Here is a 16,931-nt window from a genome sequence, read left to right as displayed (position 1 = left end):
CAGAAACGAAAAAACCCGCTTTCGCGGGTTTGATCTGAATTTGGTGCCCAGGAGAAGACTCGAACTTCCACGACCTTGCGATCACCAGCACCTGAAGCTGGCGTGTCTACCAATTTCACCACCTGGGCATTATCAAGCAACGTTGCCGCTGTTGATGGGGCGAACTATACGGCGGGCTTTTAGATCTGTAAACCCCTGATTCAAAAAAATAATTTGGGATTTACTTTAAAAATCAAAGGCCTGAAACGAAAAAACCCGCTTTCGCGGGTTTGATCTGAATTTGGTGCCCAGGAGAAGACTCGAACTTCCACGACCTTGCGATCACCAGCACCTGAAGCTGGCGTGTCTACCAATTTCACCACCTGGGCAACATCAACAACGTTGACGTCGTCGATGGCGCGCACTATACGGAGGGCCTATTGAGCTGTAAACCCCTGCCATGAAAAATTCCTGGAATATTTCGCCAATGGTCGTGCAAGGTGCCTGGAAAGGGCGCCAAAGGGCTTTTAAACGCTTGTTGATGCCTGAAATTTCCCGTTTCAATACGCGTATGCCAAACTAACCCGCATATAGACAAGGTGAAAACTCTCTAATGGCCGATTGGCAGTCCCTCGATCCCGAGGCCGCTCGTGAAGCGGAAAAATATGAAAACCCTATTCCTAGCCGCGAACTGATCCTGGCGCACCTCGCCGATCGTGGTTCGCCTGCTAGCCGCGAGCAGTTGGTTGAAGAATTCGGTCTGACCACCGAAGACCAGCTCGAAGCCCTGCGCCGCCGCCTGCGTGCCATGGAGCGCGACGCACAACTGATCTACACCCGCCGTGGCACCTACGCGCCTGTGGATAAGCTCGACCTGATCCTGGGCCGCATCGCCGGTCACCGTGACGGCTTCGGCTTCCTGATCCCGGACGACGGCAGCGACGACCTGTTCATGAGCCCGGCGCAAATGCGCCTGGTGTTCGATGGCGACCGTGCGCTGGCGCGCGTGTCCGGCCTCGACCGTCGTGGTCGCCGTGAAGGTGTGATCGTCGAAGTGGTGTCCCGCGCCCACGAGTCCATCGTTGGCCGCTACTTCGAAGAAGGCGGCATCGGCTTTGTCGTTCCGGATAACCCGAAGGTGCAGCAGGAAGTGCTGATCACCCCGGGCCGCAACGGCGCCGCCAAGGTCGGTCAGTTCGTCGAGGTGAAGATCACCCACTGGCCAACCGCACGGTTCCAGCCGCAGGGCGATATCGTTGAAGTGGTCGGCAACTACATGGCGCCGGGCATGGAAATCGACGTTGCGCTGCGCACCTACGATATTCCTCACGTCTGGCCTGAGGCTGTGCTGAAAGAAGCCGCCAAGCTCAAGCCGGAAGTGGAAGAAAAAGACAAAGAAAAACGCATCGACCTGCGCCATCTGCCGTTCGTCACCATCGACGGCGAAGATGCCCGCGACTTCGACGATGCGGTCTACTGCGAAGCCAAGCCGGGCAAGCTGCGCCTGTTCTCCGGCGGCTGGAAGCTGTTCGTCGCGATTGCCGACGTGTCCAGCTACGTGAAGATCGGTTCGGCCCTGGACAACGAAGCCCAGGTGCGCGGCAACTCGGTGTACTTCCCTGAGCGCGTGATCCCGATGCTGCCTGAGCAGCTGTCCAACGGCCTGTGCTCCCTGAACCCGAAAGTCGACCGTTTGGCCATGGTGTGCGAGATGACCATCTCGAAAACCGGCGAAATGACCGACTACCAGTTCTACGAGGCGGTGATCCACTCCCAGGCGCGCCTGACCTACAACAAGGTCAGCACCATCCTGGAAACGCCGAAGACCAGCGAAGCCAAGGCCCTGCGTACTGAATACGCTGGCGTGGTACCGCACCTCAAGCAGCTTTACTCGCTGTACAAGGTGTTGCTGGGCGCCCGTCATACCCGTGGCGCGATCGATTTTGAAACCCAGGAAACCCGGATTGTCTTCGGTTCCGAGCGCAAGATCGCCGCAATCACCCCGACCACGCGTAATGATGCGCACAAGCTGATCGAGGAATGCATGCTGGCGGCCAACGTGGCCACGGCTGAGTTCCTGAAGAAGCATGAGATTCCTGCGTTGTACCGTGTGCACGACGGCCCGCCGCCGGAGCGTCTGGAAAAACTGCGCGCGTTCCTCGGTGAGCTCGGCCTGTCCCTGCACAAAGGCAAGGATGGCCCGTCGCCGAAGGACTACCAGGCCTTGCTGGCCAGCATCAAGGATCGCCCGGATTACCACGTGATCCAGACCGTGATGCTGCGCTCCCTGAGCCAGGCGGTGTACAGCGCCGATAACCAGGGCCACTTCGGCCTGAATTACGAGGCGTACACCCACTTCACGTCGCCGATCCGTCGCTACCCGGACTTGCTCACGCACCGCGCGATCCGCAGCGTGATCCACTCCAAGCAGAACACCCCGCACGTCAAGCGCGCCGGTGCCATGACCATTCCGAAGGCACGGATCTATCCGTACGACGAAGCGGCCCTGGAACAGTTGGGCGAGCAGTGCTCCATGAGCGAGCGCCGTGCCGACGAAGCCACCCGCGACGTGGTGAACTGGCTCAAGTGCGAGTTCATGAAGGATCGCGTAGGCGAGACGTTCCCGGGCGTGATCACGGCCGTGACCGGTTTTGGTCTGTTCGTCGAACTGACCGACATCTACGTCGAAGGCCTGGTACACGTCACGGCCTTGCCGGGTGACTACTACCACTTCGACCCTGTGCATCACCGCCTGGCGGGCGAGCGCACTGGGCGCAGCTTCCGTCTGGGCGACACCGTGGAAGTGCAGGTCATGCGCGTCGATCTCGACGAGCGCAAGATCGACTTCGGGATGTCTGACAAGCCAGCCGAATCGCCGGGTAGCCGCAAAAAAAATCGTGGCAGCACGCCGACCGCACCTGCCAGCAAAGGCAAGGGCGCTCCTGCGAAAGCGGCTGAGCCTGAGCCAGCCGCCAAGGCTGGTCGTCGTTCGTCCACCAAGGAAAAGGCTCCCGAAGCTTACCGCCCAAGCGACGCCGCGGCGAAAAACGCCGAGCTGCGCAAGAGTCGCGAGTTGAAGCAGCAGTTGCTCAACGAAGCCAAAAGCGGTGGTAAAGCGGCGTCTGGGGGAAAGTCCCACGGGGCGGAAAAGCCGTCGAGCAAGCCAAGTAAACATCGTAAAGGCCCGCCGAAAGCGGGTTCGGCCCCTGCCAAAAGCGGCGGGTCGCGCAAACCTAAGGCCAAGTCATGAGTCTGGAAAAAATCTACGGCGTCCACGCCGTAGAAGCACTGCTGCGTCACCACCCGAAACGCGTCAAGCAGGTGTGGTTGGCGGAAGGTCGCAGCGAGCCGCGTGTACAAGCGCTGGTTGAGCTGGCCACGCAAAACAAGGTGGCCATCGGCCAGGCCGAGCGTCGTGAAATGGACGTCTGGGTTGAAGGCGTTCACCAAGGCGTGGTGGCGGACGTAAGTCCGAGTCAGGTCTGGGGCGAGGCGATGCTCGACGAGCTGCTCGATCGCACCGAAGGCGCGCCGTTGCTGCTGGTGCTCGACGGCGTGACCGATCCGCACAACCTCGGCGCCTGCCTGCGTTCGGCGGATGCCGCCGGCGCGCTGGCGGTGATCGTGCCTAAAGACAAGTCGGCCACCCTGACACCGGTTGTGCGCAAGGTTGCCTGCGGTGCGGCGGAAGTGATTCCGCTGGTGGCCGTGACCAACCTGGCGCGCACCCTGGAGAAGCTCCAGCAGCGCGGCCTGTGGGTCGTGGGCACGGCGGGGGAGGCTGAGGTCAGCATTTATGACCAAGACCTCACCGGCCCGACCATCCTGATCATGGGTGCCGAAGGCAAGGGCATGCGTCGCCTGACCCGTGAGCATTGCGATTACCTGGTGCACTTGCCGATGGCCGGTAGCGTCAGCAGCTTGAACGTGTCGGTTGCCACCGGCGTGTGCCTGTTCGAAGCCCAGCGCCAGCGTGGCGCCAAGGCCAAGCCGAAGAAATAAGGCTCAAGCGTCACGCAAGATCCTGTGGGAGCAGGGCTTGTGTGGGAGCTGGCTTGCCTGCGATGCAGATACCTCGGTCTTTCAGTAACACCGAGGTGCTGCTATCGCAGGCAAGCCAGCTCCCACAGAAGTCCAGCTCCCACAGTTGTTTCTGGGTGTTGGGAAGATTGTTCAAATAATCACCAATCACCTTGCACGCTTCCTCCCCCTTCTCTACAATTGCGCCCCTTGCCTTCCTGGCGGGCACCGATGTGTCCCCCTTCGGCAAGATCCATAAGTGTCATTCACTCCTTGTCTGACCGTTTTTGAGCGGCAGGCTACAACCCGTAAGGAGCATTCATGCGTCATTACGAAATCATCTTTTTGGTCCACCCGGATCAAAGCGAGCAAGTCGGCGGCATGGTTGAGCGTTACACCAAGCTGATCGAAGAAGACGGCGGCAAAATCCACCGTCTGGAAGATTGGGGCCGTCGTCAACTGGCCTACGCAATCAACAATGTTCACAAGGCTCACTACGTGATGCTGAACGTTGAGTGCACTGGCAAGGCCCTGGCCGAGCTGGAAGACAACTTCCGCTACAACGATGCAGTGATCCGTAACCTGGTCATCCGTCGCGAAGAAGCCGTTACCGGCCAATCCGAGATGCTCAAGGCTGAAGAAAACCGCAGTGAGCGCCGTGAGCGTCGCGACCGTCCTGAGCACGAAGGCGCTGAAAGCGCTGATAGTGATGACAGCGACAACAGCGACAACGCTGACGAGTAATCCACGGACCTTATTAAGGAGCCTATCAAATGGCACGTTTCTTCCGTCGTCGTAAATTCTGCCGCTTCACCGCTGAAGAAGTGAAGGAGATCGATTACAAAGATCTCAACACTCTGAAAGCCTACGTATCCGAGACCGGCAAAATCGTTCCAAGCCGTATCACCGGTACCAAAGCTCGTTATCAGCGTCAGCTGGCCACCGCTATCAAGCGCGCCCGCTTCCTGGCCCTGCTGGCCTACACCGACAGCCACGGCCGCTGAGACCGGGCAGTCGATAAGTAGTAAGGGATTGAATGCATGCGCGCCTTAGCTGAGTTCATCATGCGCGGTCGTGTGCAGGCCACTCTGGTAGTGGCTGGATGTGCGGCATTGCCGTTGCTTTATTGGTTGGGTGCTGCCGCGGGTTGCCTTGTGCTGCTGCGGCGCGGTTTGAAGGACGCCCTTGGCGTCCTTGCCCTGGGATTGTTGCCGGCCTTGATCTGGTGGCTGCAATTGGGTGATCCACGGGTACTTCTGGTACTGCTGGGGTCATCGAGCCTTGCGTTGGTTTTACGCGCAAGTGAGTCCTGGGTCCGCACGCTGCTGGTCAGCGTGGCATTGGGGTTGGTGTACTCAGTGATGCTTGGCGCGGCTTTCCGCCCGCAAATCGAAGGGTTGTCGCAAGAGATCGTCAAGATCCTGCCGATGGCCCTCGGGGATCTCTACCAGCAATTGTCGGTAGATGAGCGAGCGCGGTTTGCGTCACTGATTGACCCGGTCCTGACCGGCCTGATTGCGGCATTGTTGCAGGTCGTCAGCGTGCTGAGCCTGATTGTTGGGCGTTATTGGCAGGCGTTGTTGTACAACTCGGGTGGTTTTGGTCGCGAATTTCGCAGTATCAGAATTCCTGCGGGGCCGGCGATGTTGCTGCTGGCGTGCATGGTTGTCGGGCCGAACTTCGGTCCACAGATGGCCTTGCTGGCGCCGATTTGCAGCGTACCGCTGGTGTTTGCCGGGCTGGCCTTGATTCATGGGTTGGTTGCGCGAAAGCGCCTGGCCAAGTTTTGGCTGGTGGGGTTGTACGTCACGCTGTTGCTGTTCATGCAGCTGATCTATCCGTTACTCGTGGTCTTGGCCATTATCGACGGCCTGATTGATTTTCGCGGTCGTCTGGCGTCGAAAGACGCCGATAACGCGAACGGTGAAGGTTAAAAGTTAGAGGATTTTCACATGCAACTGATCCTTCTGGAAAAAGTCGCCAACCTGGGCAACCTGGGCGACAAAGTGAACGTTAAGGCCGGCTACGGTCGTAACTACCTGCTGCCATACGGCAAAGCCACCGCTGCAACCGCTGCCAACCTGGCTGCGTTTGAAGAGCGTCGTGCTGAGCTGGAAAAAGCAGCAGCAGACAAAAAAGCTTCGGCCGAAACTCGCGCTGCCCAACTGGCTGAGCTGGAAGTGACTATCACTGCCACCGCCGGTGACGAAGGCAAGCTGTTCGGTTCGATCGGCACCCACGACATCGCTGATGCACTGACCGCCTCCGGCGTTGAAGTGCAGAAGAGCGAAGTTCGTCTGCCGAACGGCACCATCCGCAACGTAGGCGAATTCGACGTAGCCGTGCACCTGCACGCCGAAGTTGAAGCCACCGTACGCGTTGTCGTGGTAGCAGCTTAAGTCGCACCTAACTGACTGGCACCTCGCGTGCCAGGCAGTTAACATCGGGCACGATCCTGTTTACAGGTCGTGCCTTTTGTTTTTCTACACACCCCAAATTCCAAGTGGCCATGAACGATATTTCAGCTCCTGAGCAATACGATCTGCAAACCGCTGCCCTGAAGGTGCCGCCGCATTCCATCGAGGCCGAACAGGCCGTGCTCGGTGGCTTGATGCTGGACAACAACGCCTGGGAACGCGTGCTGGATCAAGTCTCGGACGGTGATTTCTATCGCCATGACCACCGCCTGATCTTCCGCGCCATCGCCAAGCTGGCCGACCAGAACTCACCGATCGACGTGGTGACCCTGGCCGAGCAGTTGGACAAGGAAGGCCAGACCTCCCAAGTCGGCGGCCTCGGCTACCTGGGCGAGCTGGCGAAAAACACGCCGTCCGTCGCCAACATCAAGGCGTATGCGCAGATCGTCCGCGAGCGGGCCACCCTGCGCCAGTTGATCGGCATCAGCACCGAGATCGCCGACAGCGCCTTCAACCCAGAAGGCCGCACCGCCGCCGAGATTCTTGACGAAGCCGAGCGCCAGATCTTCCAGATCGCCGAAGCGCGCCCGAAAACCGGCGGCCCGGTGGGCGTCAACGAGCTGTTGACCAAGGCCATCGACCGCATCGACACCTTGTTCAACACTGACAATGCCATCACCGGTATTTCCACCGGCTACACCGACCTCGACGAGAAGACCAGCGGCCTGCAACCGTCCGACTTGATCATCGTCGCCGGCCGTCCATCCATGGGTAAAACCACCTTTGCGATGAACCTGGTGGAAAACGCCGTGTTGCGCAGCGACAAGACCGTTCTGGTGTACTCCCTGGAGATGCCAGGTGAATCGCTGATCATGCGGATGCTCTCGTCCCTCGGCCGTATCGACCAGACCAAGGTCCGTGCCGGTCGCCTGGAAGACGACGATTGGCCACGCCTGACCTCGGCGGTCAACCTGCTCAACGACCGCAAGCTGTTCATCGATGACACCGCAGGCATCAGCCCGTCGGAAATGCGCGCCCGTACCCGCCGCCTGGTGCGTGAGCACGGCGATATCGCCCTGATCATGATCGACTACCTGCAATTGATGCAGATCCCCGGTTCCAGCGGCGACAACCGCACCAACGAAATTTCCGAGATTTCCCGGTCCCTCAAGGCCCTGGCCAAGGAATTCAACTGCCCGGTGGTGGCGCTGTCCCAGCTCAACCGTTCCCTGGAACAACGTCCCAACAAGCGCCCGGTGAACTCCGACTTGCGGGAATCGGGTGCAATCGAGCAGGACGCCGACGTCATCATGTTTGTGTATCGTGACGAGGTGTACCACCCCGAAACCGAGCACAAGGGTATCGCCGAGATCATCATCGGCAAGCAGCGGAACGGCCCGATCGGCTTTATCCGCCTGGCGTTCATCGGTAAATACACGCGCTTTGAAAACCTCGCGCCAGGCAGCTACAACTTCGACGATGATGAGTAACCACGTCTAGGGCCTGGGAAACAGGTTGCGGATGGTGGTTTCGTCGTATTGATAGTTCCAGCGTAGTTCAGCGCCGGCCGCAATATCCTCGCCCGCAAACAGCCCGGTGAGGATCAACTGCTCCTGAGGGGTGCTGCCTGTTTGGGTTTGCACTCGAAACTGCGCCGCTTCAACGTTGTAGCCCGTGCTGGCCTGCCGGGTCGGAAAGCCCGCCGCGTCGTACTCGAAAATGGTGTTGATCCGTGACAGTGCATTGTCCCCGGAGAGCACCAGTTGGGTATTCACGGCGAAAGGCGTGGTCGGTCTGACATCCTTGATGGCCATCAGGTAAGGGTCTCGTCGGGCTTTGGCGACGAACAGAGGGAGCATATCTCCGCCGTAGACCCCGAGCGCTTCACCTTTTGCGAGGGGGCGTCGACTGATCACCGTGGCTTGGCCGATCAGTGCCGCCTCTTGGGGAAACTTCTGATGGGCCGCCGTGAAAGGCACAACCTCAAGTTTGTCTTCATAATGTATTGCGACGTTTTCATAGCCGTCCCACTGGATGAACGGTCGAAGCGGACTGCTTGCATACACGTTGTCAGACGTTAGCGATTTGCCTTGCGACTGCAGGAGCCGGATGCGCGTCGGACGGCCCTGTTCATCGCGCAATGGGTATCGACCATTGTTGGCTCGGTCATAAATGCCCCGGTAGTTCTGGCTGTGTTGGTAACTGCGCAACGTGCGCATATGGGTCAGTTCCTGGGGCGTGTATTGCACATTCACCAGGCCCTCTTCGGCCGACGCGTATGGGCTGGAGGAGTGTGCCGACTCAAACGCGTCACTGGACTCCATGCTTTCATGCGAAGGCGCGGGTGAGCCGGCCCCGCCGAGCAGTTTTCCTTTGGCGGGATCAATTTCCCAGCCGCCTCCCGCTTTATTGCGCACGTAGGGTTGATAGAACCTGAACGGGCTGCGGGCATCAATCAGTCGGTAGCCCAGGGGATCACGTTTGACTCGATAGTATTTCTCGTTGTCCTTTATGTAGTCGCGAAAACTGCCGTCCGTGAGCAACGGTGCCTGATGCAGGGTGTCTGTCCGCACTGTCAGCCCGGTGGGGGGGGAGGCTTCAGCGAACAACGGGTCGAGTGGCAGCCCTGCCGCGTTGGGCGCCCGTGGCAACGGCGGCACGGCCCGGCAAGGCACCTGGCTCCTGGCAAGCAGGCGCTGGCCGGTGCTGTGCAATGCTTGCTCAACGGAGGCTGTGCCCGACTGGCTGAACAGCGTACTGCGCTCAGTTGTAGAGAGTGTTTGTTCAAGCGCAGCAGGCAGCGGGAGGGGATAGCGTGGCTGCGCGTCTTGAACGTCGTGGACGGTATACCGTTCGCCTTCTCGGACCAAGACATGGCGCTCGCTGGCACCAGCCCCGCCGATGCTTCCCAAAAGCGGGCCTTCGGGGCTGCCATCGTACAGTTCGAATCTATGGGCAGCCGGCCAGCCGGGAATTTGTTCCAGGGTGTACAGCACCATGGGCACGCTTTCATGGCTACGTAGCGATTCGAGAAAAACACTGCTGTTGAGCCGAGTGGCCGTCGTCACCGCGCGGTACTCATTCGCCTCCATGAGCTGCGTGGCGGGCAAGCCTTCGCCCCTTTGCAGGTTCTGCTGCTCTGTCTGCGTCAGCGTGGGCTCTATTTCTTCGAGTTGGCTCTTGGACAATTGCGGTAGGAGTGCGCGGATGCTTTTTTCCGCCGGTGTAACGGCGGTGTCACTCGCGGCTTTGAGTTGGGAAAACAACCACTGTCTTTTTTGTGCGAGCTGCTTGGTCAGCGCCATGGCCAGGTTTTCGGTTTTGGTGAAGTAGTCGATGAAGGGGGTAGGCAACAGCGCGTTGAACTCGGTTTGTGGCATCTGTTCTTGCACCACATGCAACAGTTCGCCCCGCCTGAACCTCGCGTCACTGACGTTGATCTCACGCGGTCCACTGCCGAAGCTCAGCAAGCTGTTCTGCTGTTCATCAACCACTTTAAGCACATACGAAGAGGGCCATTCGGGCAGTGAGCCGAGTAGGTGAAACTGAATGAGTGGCGAGTGCGCTGTGACAGCGGCACCTTCGGCCCGGTCCATATTGAAGGCGTTGATTTCCTGGTCCAGGTTGAAGTCTTTGACGGTGTCGCGTAGCAAGGGCGGTGGGCGGACCATCTCCTCGTGGGCCTGGCGCAGAGCGCTGGTATCTACGCCGCTGAGCAGCAAGATCGACTCGACGCTGGGCTGTGTGATGTTGGCGGCATCGGGCCCCAGGCGTTTGATCAATTTGAGGTTGTCCCAGTCCGTTGGCGTCTCATGTACGTGGCGCCAGCCGCCGGACGCGTTGCTGAGCAGCGGTGGGGCGTACGCCTTCGGATCAGTGGGGTGCGACAATTCCCATTGCTCTCCATTGGGTGCACGTCGAACCCCATGGAGCTGATCATCCAGCTTCAGGTAGTGCTGGCTCCCCTGCTGGTATAAGCCCTGCCTGTCGGGAGGCAAATGGCTGGGAAGGGCGTCCGGGTGGCGGTAAGGCTCCAGGTCGGAGTGCCACAGGCGCCATCCCTGGTTACGCACCTGCACTTTCACCAGTCCCGCGGTGAAGCGCCCGGCTTTGATAACGCCGGCGGTGGCGACGGCCATGGCCACATTGTCGATCACATCCAGCAGGTCGTTGAGCGCTGTCTGGCTATCGCCCCGGCTCCAGGCGGCAAATCCGTTGTAGACGGTGCCGATCAATTGAGCGCCGGTCACAACCAGGAGCACCTCACCCACGATAGGCACGAACGATGCGGCGAAAAACAGCAGGGATTTGCCGAGGTCGATATAAAACTGCAAACGTTTTTGTCGGCTGACGATGTCGGCCTGCGCCGTGGGAACTGCCACGGCGCAAGCGTCGCTTTCGATCTGCGCGAAACGCCTCAAGGCGATGGCGTGGAACAAATTGCCGGTAATGCCGGTCAGTGTCAGCGGTTTTTCCAGGCTGGCGGGCCTGATTTTTCCAGGTGAGCCCACCGGTAGCCAATCAACCCAGCTGGGCTTTACGGCCAGCAATGACTCGCGCAGGTGTACGGGGACCAGGCCTTTGAAAAAGGCGAGGTATTGCGGTTGCATAAGGCGTATAGCGAGCTGTGTTTCCAGCTCCTGCATCGACGTATGCAGGCGTATGGCGGCTACCGGATCTTCGGGGGTGTAAAGGATAGGCTGGGTCGTGGCCCGGGTGTCGTAGAACACCACAACGCTGGGCAGCACCACCCCATCGACTGTCAGATGGCTGCAAGTGAGGCCAATGTGGTGGCCATGCTCTGTCAGGCTGGCCAAGTTCTCGTAAAGGGTTTGTGCCAGGTCGCCCTTGAGGTAGGCCAGGTGAGCGGCCACGGCGAGCCTGTGTTGTTCATGCTCGCGAAAGTGTCCACGAACCACCGCGCTGGATTTGATAACCGCGCGAATATGGCTGAGGTATTTTTCGCCCAGATCCAGCCTGCGGCAGAAACCGGCAAAGAGGGTGGGTGATTGCAGCGTATCAATCCGGCCGGAGGGGCTTGTGTTGAAAATCCCCGAGCCCGCGTCCATGCCATCGTCCTGTGCCTCCGACGCCTCGAAGTTTTGCAGCGCCGCTTCAAGAAGGGATTGCTCGGTGGTGCGTGCATGGGTGTGCAACAGCCCAAGCAGATGGCTGGCTTTCCACTCGCGGACCAGGATCGACGTCTTGGCGTTCAACAGCGTCAGGTATTCACTCTTCAAGGCTTTTTCGAGCAGGGGCAGGGCGAACGCCTCTGGGCTTTGGATGCGTGCGAGGATCGCTCGAAGCTGATGCCTGGATTGATTGCTTTTGAGCAAACTGTCGCGCAGGGCCGCGCGAATGTCCGCTGCTGCCTCGACCAGCCAGGTGGGGAGCTGGGTCTTGATGAAGTCTGCGTGGGCGTCGGGGCCCTGGGAGGGGGTGGATAAAACGGTGCCACTGTTCATCGGCATGTCCAGGAGAATAGGGGGGGAGTTGCGAAAGCCTATTCAGGGTGCCGTGCGGCAAGGGCCTATCGGATTAGGCCCTGCGGGCTTCAGATCAGGTCTATGGCCGGATAAAGAATAAGGCGTGGTAAAAGCCGACCATTACCGTCGGAATTGGTCAAAATTTGTGCTATATTCCGCGCCCGCGATTTTCCATCTCAACACCGGTCACCGTCATGCAAACAGCCAAGCCATTATTTGACTATCCCAAGTACTGGGCCGAATGTTTCGGTCCTGCGCCATTCCTGCCGATGAGCAGGGAGGAGATGGATCAGCTTGGCTGGGATTCCTGCGACATCATCATCGTCACCGGTGATGCCTACGTTGACCATCCGTCGTTCGGTATGGCGATCATCGGCCGGCTGCTGGAGTCCCAGGGCTTCCGCGTCGGGATCATCGCCCAGCCAAACTGGCAGTCCAAAGACGATTTCATGAAGCTCGGCGAGCCGAACCTGTTCTTCGGCGTCGCGGCCGGCAACATGGACTCCATGATCAACCGCTACACCGCCGACAAGAAAATCCGCTCCGACGACGCCTACACCCCCGGCGGCATGGCCGGCAAACGCCCGGACCGCGCCAGCCTGGTGTACAGCCAGCGTTGCAAGGAAGCCTACAAGAACGTGCCGATCGTACTGGGCGGCATCGAAGCCTCCCTGCGCCGCATCGCCCACTACGACTACTGGCAAGACCGCGTGCGCAACTCGATCCTGATCGACGCCGCCGCCGATATCCTGCTGTACGGCAACGCCGAGCGGGCCATCGTCGAAGTCGCCCAGCGCCTGTCGTGGGGCCACAAGATCGAAGACATCACCGACGTGCGCGGCACCGCGTTCATTCGCCGTGACACGCCTGAAGGCTGGTACGAAGTGGACTCCACCCGTATCGACCGCCCGGGCAAGATCGACAAGATCATCAACCCGTACGTCAACACCCAGGACACCCAGGCCTGCGCCATCGAGCAAGAGAAAGGCCCGGTGGATGACCCTGAAGAAGCCAAGGTCGTACAGATCCTGGCCAGCCCGCGCATGACCCGTGACAAGACTGTCATTCGTCTGCCGTCCGTGGAAAAAGTCCGTGGTGACTCGGTGCTGTACGCCCACGCCAACCGCGTGTTGCACCTGGAAACCAACCCAGGCAACGCCCGCGCCCTGGTGCAGAAACACGGTGAAGTGGACGTGTGGTTCAACCCGCCACCGATCCCGATGACCACCGAAGAAATGGACTACGTGTTCGGCATGCCTTACGCACGTATCCCGCACCCGGTGTACGGCAAGGAAAAGATCCCGGCCTACGACATGATCCGTTTCTCGGTGAACATCATGCGTGGCTGCTTTGGCGGCTGCACCTTCTGCTCCATCACCGAGCACGAAGGCCGCATCATCCAGAACCGTTCCGAAGAGTCGATCATTCGCGAGATCGAAGAGATCCGTGACAAGGTCCCAGGCTTTACCGGCGTGATCTCCGACCTCGGCGGCCCGACCGCGAACATGTACCGCATCGCCTGCAAGACCCCGGAAATCGAATCCGCGTGCCGCAAGCCGTCGTGCGTGTTCCCGGGTATCTGCCCGAACCTGAACACCGACCACTCGTCGTTGATCCAGCTGTACCGCAGCGCCCGTGCGTTGCCGGGGGTGAAAAAGATCCTGATCGCGTCCGGCCTGCGCTACGACCTCGCCGTCGAGTCGCCGGAATACGTCAAGGAGCTGGTGACCCACCACGTCGGTGGTTACCTCAAGATCGCCCCGGAACACACCGAGGAAGGTCCGCTCAACCAGATGATGAAGCCGGGCATTGGCAGCTATGACAAGTTCAAGCGCATGTTCGAGAAGTACACCAAGGAAGCGGGCAAGGAGCAGTACCTGATTCCTTACTTCATCGCCGCCCACCCGGGCACCACCGATGAAGACATGATGAACCTGGCCCTGTGGCTCAAAGGCAACGGCTTCCGCGCCGACCAGGTGCAGGCGTTCTACCCGTCGCCGATGGCCACTGCCACCGCGATGTACCACTCGGGCAAGAACCCGCTGCGCAAGGTCACCTACAAGAGCGACGCGGTGACCATCGTCAAGAGCGAAGACCAGCGCCGTCTGCACAAGGCGTTCCTGCGCTACCACGACCCGAAAGGCTGGCCGATCCTGCGTGAAGCGCTGACCCGCATGGGCCGCGCCGACCTCATCGGGTCGGGCAAGGACCAACTGATCCCGCTGCACCAGCCGTCTACCGACAGCTACCAGAGCGCCCGTCGCAAGAACTCGACGCCGGCTGGCAGCCATAAGGTCGCCAAGGAAACCACCACCAAGATCCTCACCCAGCACACCGGTTTGCCACCGCGCGGCAGCGACGGCAGCAACCCGTGGGATAAGCGTGAGCAAGCCAAGGCTGCGGCCCAGGCGCGCAACAAGCAGGCCGCCAAGGAACGTAGCGATGCGGCCAAGGGCAAGGGCGGCAAGCCTGCGCGCAAGCCGGTAGTGCCGCGTTGATCGACGCCTGAGAAAGCAAAACGCCAGCCCCGTGCTGGCGTTTTGCTTTCTATTCTCTGGTGAACCTGTTTGTTAAGGTGTCGGCCATGCAATCGCCATCGCAGGCAAGCCAGCTCCCACATTTTTGAATTGTGAATACAGTCAACTGTGGGAGCGGGCTTGCCCGCGAAGGCGCCAGTCCAGTCACTCTCTGATTCAAGGAAGAACACCCCCATGGGCAACCCCCTGGCCAACATCGGCATGGACTCCAACCGCTCCCAGTTCATGGCGCGCCAGCGCATCGAAAGCGAAATCAACGTACCGCGCCTGTTCGCCGCCATCGACGCCGACCCCGCGATTGTCGGCGCCGGCGTGGTCTACATCGATGCCGACTTCAACGTCGTCACCCTGCGTGAATTCAAGCCCATCTGCAGCATCCTGCCCAAGCGCATCATTATCCGCGAGGCGCAGAAGTACATCGCCCCGGCCCAGTTCGCCGACCAGGTGCTGAACAACCCGCGTGAATCGCGGCTGATGAGCGAGGCCTTCAACACCACCCTGGCCTGTACCGGCGCGGTAATCGGCTGGCTGGTGGTGTTGAGTGGCACCATCGCCATCCCGTTCACCGCTGGCGCCAGCACCGTGGTGACGGCCATCGGCTATACCGCAGCGTCTGCCAGCACCGTGTCCTGCCTGGTGGGCGGTTTTCGTACACGCAACGAAATCAGCAACCCGGCGATGAACGACTACCTGGACAGCGAGGAGTGGTACCAAACCGCGACCAAGGTGCTCGATGGCGCCGCCCTGGTGGGCGTCGGTGCTTCGGCACTGACCACCGTCAAGCTGGTCAATGTCACCCGCGCCGCCACCGGCAAGAGCATGCGCCAGGTGCTCAAGGGCCTGAACGGGCATGAGCGCGAAAAACTCACCAAAGAGCTGCTCAAAGTCGCCGACCCGCAAATGTCCACCAAGATGCGCAAACTGCTGCAGATGAGCGGCGAGTTGCCCAAGCGCTTCACCCCGACGCAACTCAAACACGCCACCTATGTGCAATTGGGCGATGCAATGGGCGCAGGCGCGAGTGTCTGGGGGCTGAAACGCTCGGACAACTACAAACAGGCCAAGACCTTCGCGATCGGCCTGTACGAGGAGGGCGAATAATGAGTGGCGTGCCGTCCCTGAAACCGTTTTTGCTGGCGCATTTTCCTGCGTTCATCGGCGTGATTCTCGCCGGCTGCCTGGGTGGGTCTGCTGCGATTTCCCTGGCGGCCAGTACGTATTTTGCCGACGTGCCCGTCGCCACCAATGCCACCGCGTCCTGGTTCGTCGTGCTCTTCGCCGCGCTGTTCGTGACCAACAGCAACTTCCTGGTGGTGCGCGGGCATGCCTGGGCGGTGTGGGGCATGGTCGGGTTTTTCGTGGTGTGCCTGCTGGTGACCCTGCCGACATTGGCCTACGAGCCGCACTGGTTTCTCTACAGCGAATGCCTGTTCTGGCCGCTGCTGGGGTTGTTGTTGATCAACAGCAAGGGCTATCGGGCGTTGGTGGGCAAACTGGTGGGCGTGCGCCGACTGCGAGAGGCAGCCAAGGCCGGGTTGTAGCCTTGGCTTGCGTGGTCAGATCTTCACGTTCTGACGAATGTTCCAGCCGTATTTCACCGCGCCGCCGTCCTTGCCGCCGTCCGCTTTCTGCGGTTGGTAGCTGACTTCGACGCTGGCGAAATTCAAACCGATGACCTCTGTCAGTTCGTCGCTGTTTTTCACTGCGTCGGACTGGTAGGAAATCACCATCACCTCCTTCAGAGTGATCACCAGATACTCCACGGCACTGCTGCCCCCGGCCTTGCGCACCACCAGTCGCGCCTCCGGGTAATGCTTGCCGGTGGAGCAGGCCATCATCAGGTTGGGTGAGGACTTATCCATCACTTTCGAGATGGACAGGTTATCGATATTGACCTTGCCCGCACCACCGCCGCTGCCGCTATGCATCGAGCCCGTCTGTGACATGCCCCAACCCCAGCGGCTGATCTCGATTTCATCGCGATGGGTCTGATCCCTTGATTCGCCCTTGATGTCGCCCAACTTCAAAAACATATCAGTTGCCATTGTCGTTCCCTGTACTGGTGTCCGCCGGTAGTGGCGCGGGGCGTACTTTTTCCTATTCGGGACATGGCCTACAAGGCGCTACACCGTGTTCAGGAAGTACCTGTCGGTATAAGGCGAATCTTCTGACATTTTTAAGCGATGCCCAGTCTTTACCCTCTGCGCTCTTGTGAAAAACCGGAGTAAAGGGATGACTTCCAGTGTGTTGAAAGACGGGTTTCCCAGTGCGCATCTGACGACGCGGCAGAGGGTGGAAAGCAGTATTGATCTGCGTAAGTTGTTTGCCGCCATCGATGCGGATCCGGCGATTGTCGGCGCGGGTGTGAACTGGTCCAGTAATTTCGGACATTCTTTTCGGTTCTCACGCCGCTAACTTTTCTGCTGCTATTGGCGAATGGTATCCGTTGTAGCTGTGGCGCCTTACGCTGTTGTAGCGCGCCACATATCGGT

Annotated in this window: 12 protein-coding genes, 2 tRNA genes and 1 pseudogene; 11 read left to right on the top strand and 4 right to left on the bottom strand. The window is 59.8% G+C overall.

Translation table 11 applies throughout. The features are described from left to right. Window positions 1-41: 41 nt before the first annotated feature. Both ACU688_RS27340 and ACU688_RS27335 read right to left on the bottom strand, forming a co-directional pair. A tRNA-Leu gene (locus ACU688_RS27340) sits at window positions 42-128 on the bottom strand. 153 nt (window positions 129-281) lie between these two features. Then, window positions 282-368: transfer RNA gene (locus ACU688_RS27335), tRNA-Leu, on the bottom strand. A 224-nt stretch (window positions 369-592) separates the two neighbouring features. On the opposite strand from ACU688_RS27335, the gene rnr reads away from it, so the two are divergent. From rnr to dnaB, 7 genes are all read left to right on the top strand, one after another. Then, entirely contained in the window at window positions 593-3,229 is a 2,637-nt protein-coding gene (gene rnr / locus ACU688_RS27330; RefSeq protein WP_207046636.1) for a ribonuclease R, read from the top strand. Further along, the gene (rlmB, locus tag ACU688_RS27325) at window positions 3,226-3,981 is read left to right on the top strand and encodes a 23S rRNA (guanosine(2251)-2'-O)-methyltransferase RlmB (protein WP_038851248.1); all 756 of its coding nucleotides are present in this window, start codon (window positions 3,226-3,228) and stop codon (window positions 3,979-3,981) included. The genes rnr and rlmB overlap by 4 nt, the downstream gene beginning before the upstream one ends. Window positions 3,982-4,320: 339 nt before the next feature. Then, complete coding sequence (gene rpsF, locus ACU688_RS27320) at window positions 4,321-4,743, top strand: 30S ribosomal protein S6 (protein ID WP_003217491.1); 423 nt, start codon at window positions 4,321-4,323, stop codon at window positions 4,741-4,743. 29 nt (window positions 4,744-4,772) lie between these two features. Beyond that, complete coding sequence (gene rpsR / locus ACU688_RS27315) at window positions 4,773-5,003, top strand: 30S ribosomal protein S18 (RefSeq protein WP_003171373.1); 231 nt, start codon at window positions 4,773-4,775, stop codon at window positions 5,001-5,003. A 36-nt stretch (window positions 5,004-5,039) separates the two neighbouring features. Continuing rightward, entirely contained in the window at window positions 5,040-5,933 is an 894-nt protein-coding gene (locus ACU688_RS27310; protein WP_448187128.1) for a YybS family protein, read from the top strand. Window positions 5,934-5,951: 18 nt separating this feature from the next. Continuing rightward, window positions 5,952-6,398 (top strand): 50S ribosomal protein L9, encoded by a 447-nt coding sequence (gene rplI, locus ACU688_RS27305; protein ID WP_003171376.1) that lies wholly within the window; start codon window positions 5,952-5,954, stop codon window positions 6,396-6,398. 110 nt (window positions 6,399-6,508) lie between these two features. Beyond that, on the top strand, window positions 6,509-7,906 hold the full coding sequence (gene dnaB / locus ACU688_RS27300; protein ID WP_429478770.1) for a replicative DNA helicase: 1,398 nt from the start codon (window positions 6,509-6,511) through the stop codon (window positions 7,904-7,906). Between the two features lie 6 nt (window positions 7,907-7,912). On the opposite strand, the gene ACU688_RS27295 is transcribed toward dnaB, so the two are convergent. Next, complete coding sequence (locus tag ACU688_RS27295; protein WP_448187127.1) at window positions 7,913-11,881, bottom strand: dermonecrotic toxin domain-containing protein; 3,969 nt, start codon at window positions 11,879-11,881, stop codon at window positions 7,913-7,915. Between the two features lie 215 nt (window positions 11,882-12,096). Here ACU688_RS27295 and ACU688_RS27290 point away from each other — a divergent pair, with 215 nt between their 5' ends. The 3 genes from ACU688_RS27290 to ACU688_RS27280 all read left to right on the top strand — a co-directional run bounded on the left by ACU688_RS27290 (window position 12,097) and on the right by ACU688_RS27280 (window position 15,980). Continuing rightward, entirely contained in the window at window positions 12,097-14,400 is a 2,304-nt protein-coding gene (locus tag ACU688_RS27290; protein ID WP_448187126.1) for a YgiQ family radical SAM protein, read from the top strand. Between the two features lie 213 nt (window positions 14,401-14,613). Continuing rightward, window positions 14,614-15,540 (top strand): Ssp4 family T6SS effector, encoded by a 927-nt coding sequence (gene ssp4 / locus ACU688_RS27285; protein WP_448187125.1) that lies wholly within the window; start codon window positions 14,614-14,616, stop codon window positions 15,538-15,540. Then, the gene (locus ACU688_RS27280; RefSeq protein WP_448187124.1) at window positions 15,540-15,980 is read left to right on the top strand and encodes a hypothetical protein; all 441 of its coding nucleotides are present in this window, start codon (window positions 15,540-15,542) and stop codon (window positions 15,978-15,980) included. Before ssp4 ends, ACU688_RS27280 begins: the two co-directional genes overlap by 1 nt. 15 nt (window positions 15,981-15,995) lie before the next feature. Here ACU688_RS27280 and ACU688_RS27275 read toward each other — a convergent pair whose 3' ends face one another. Beyond that, entirely contained in the window at window positions 15,996-16,484 is a 489-nt protein-coding gene (locus ACU688_RS27275; RefSeq protein ID WP_448187123.1) for an Hcp family type VI secretion system effector, read from the bottom strand. 187 nt (window positions 16,485-16,671) lie between these two features. Here ACU688_RS27275 and ACU688_RS27270 point away from each other — a divergent pair. Beyond that, a pseudogene (locus tag ACU688_RS27270) lies at window positions 16,672-16,806 on the top strand (NAD synthetase); the annotation flags it as partial. Window positions 16,807-16,931 lie beyond the last annotated feature (125 nt).

Source organism: Pseudomonas acericola (SeqCode), from assembly GCF_053456465.1.
This window is presented reverse-complemented; position numbering and strand designations above follow the sequence as displayed.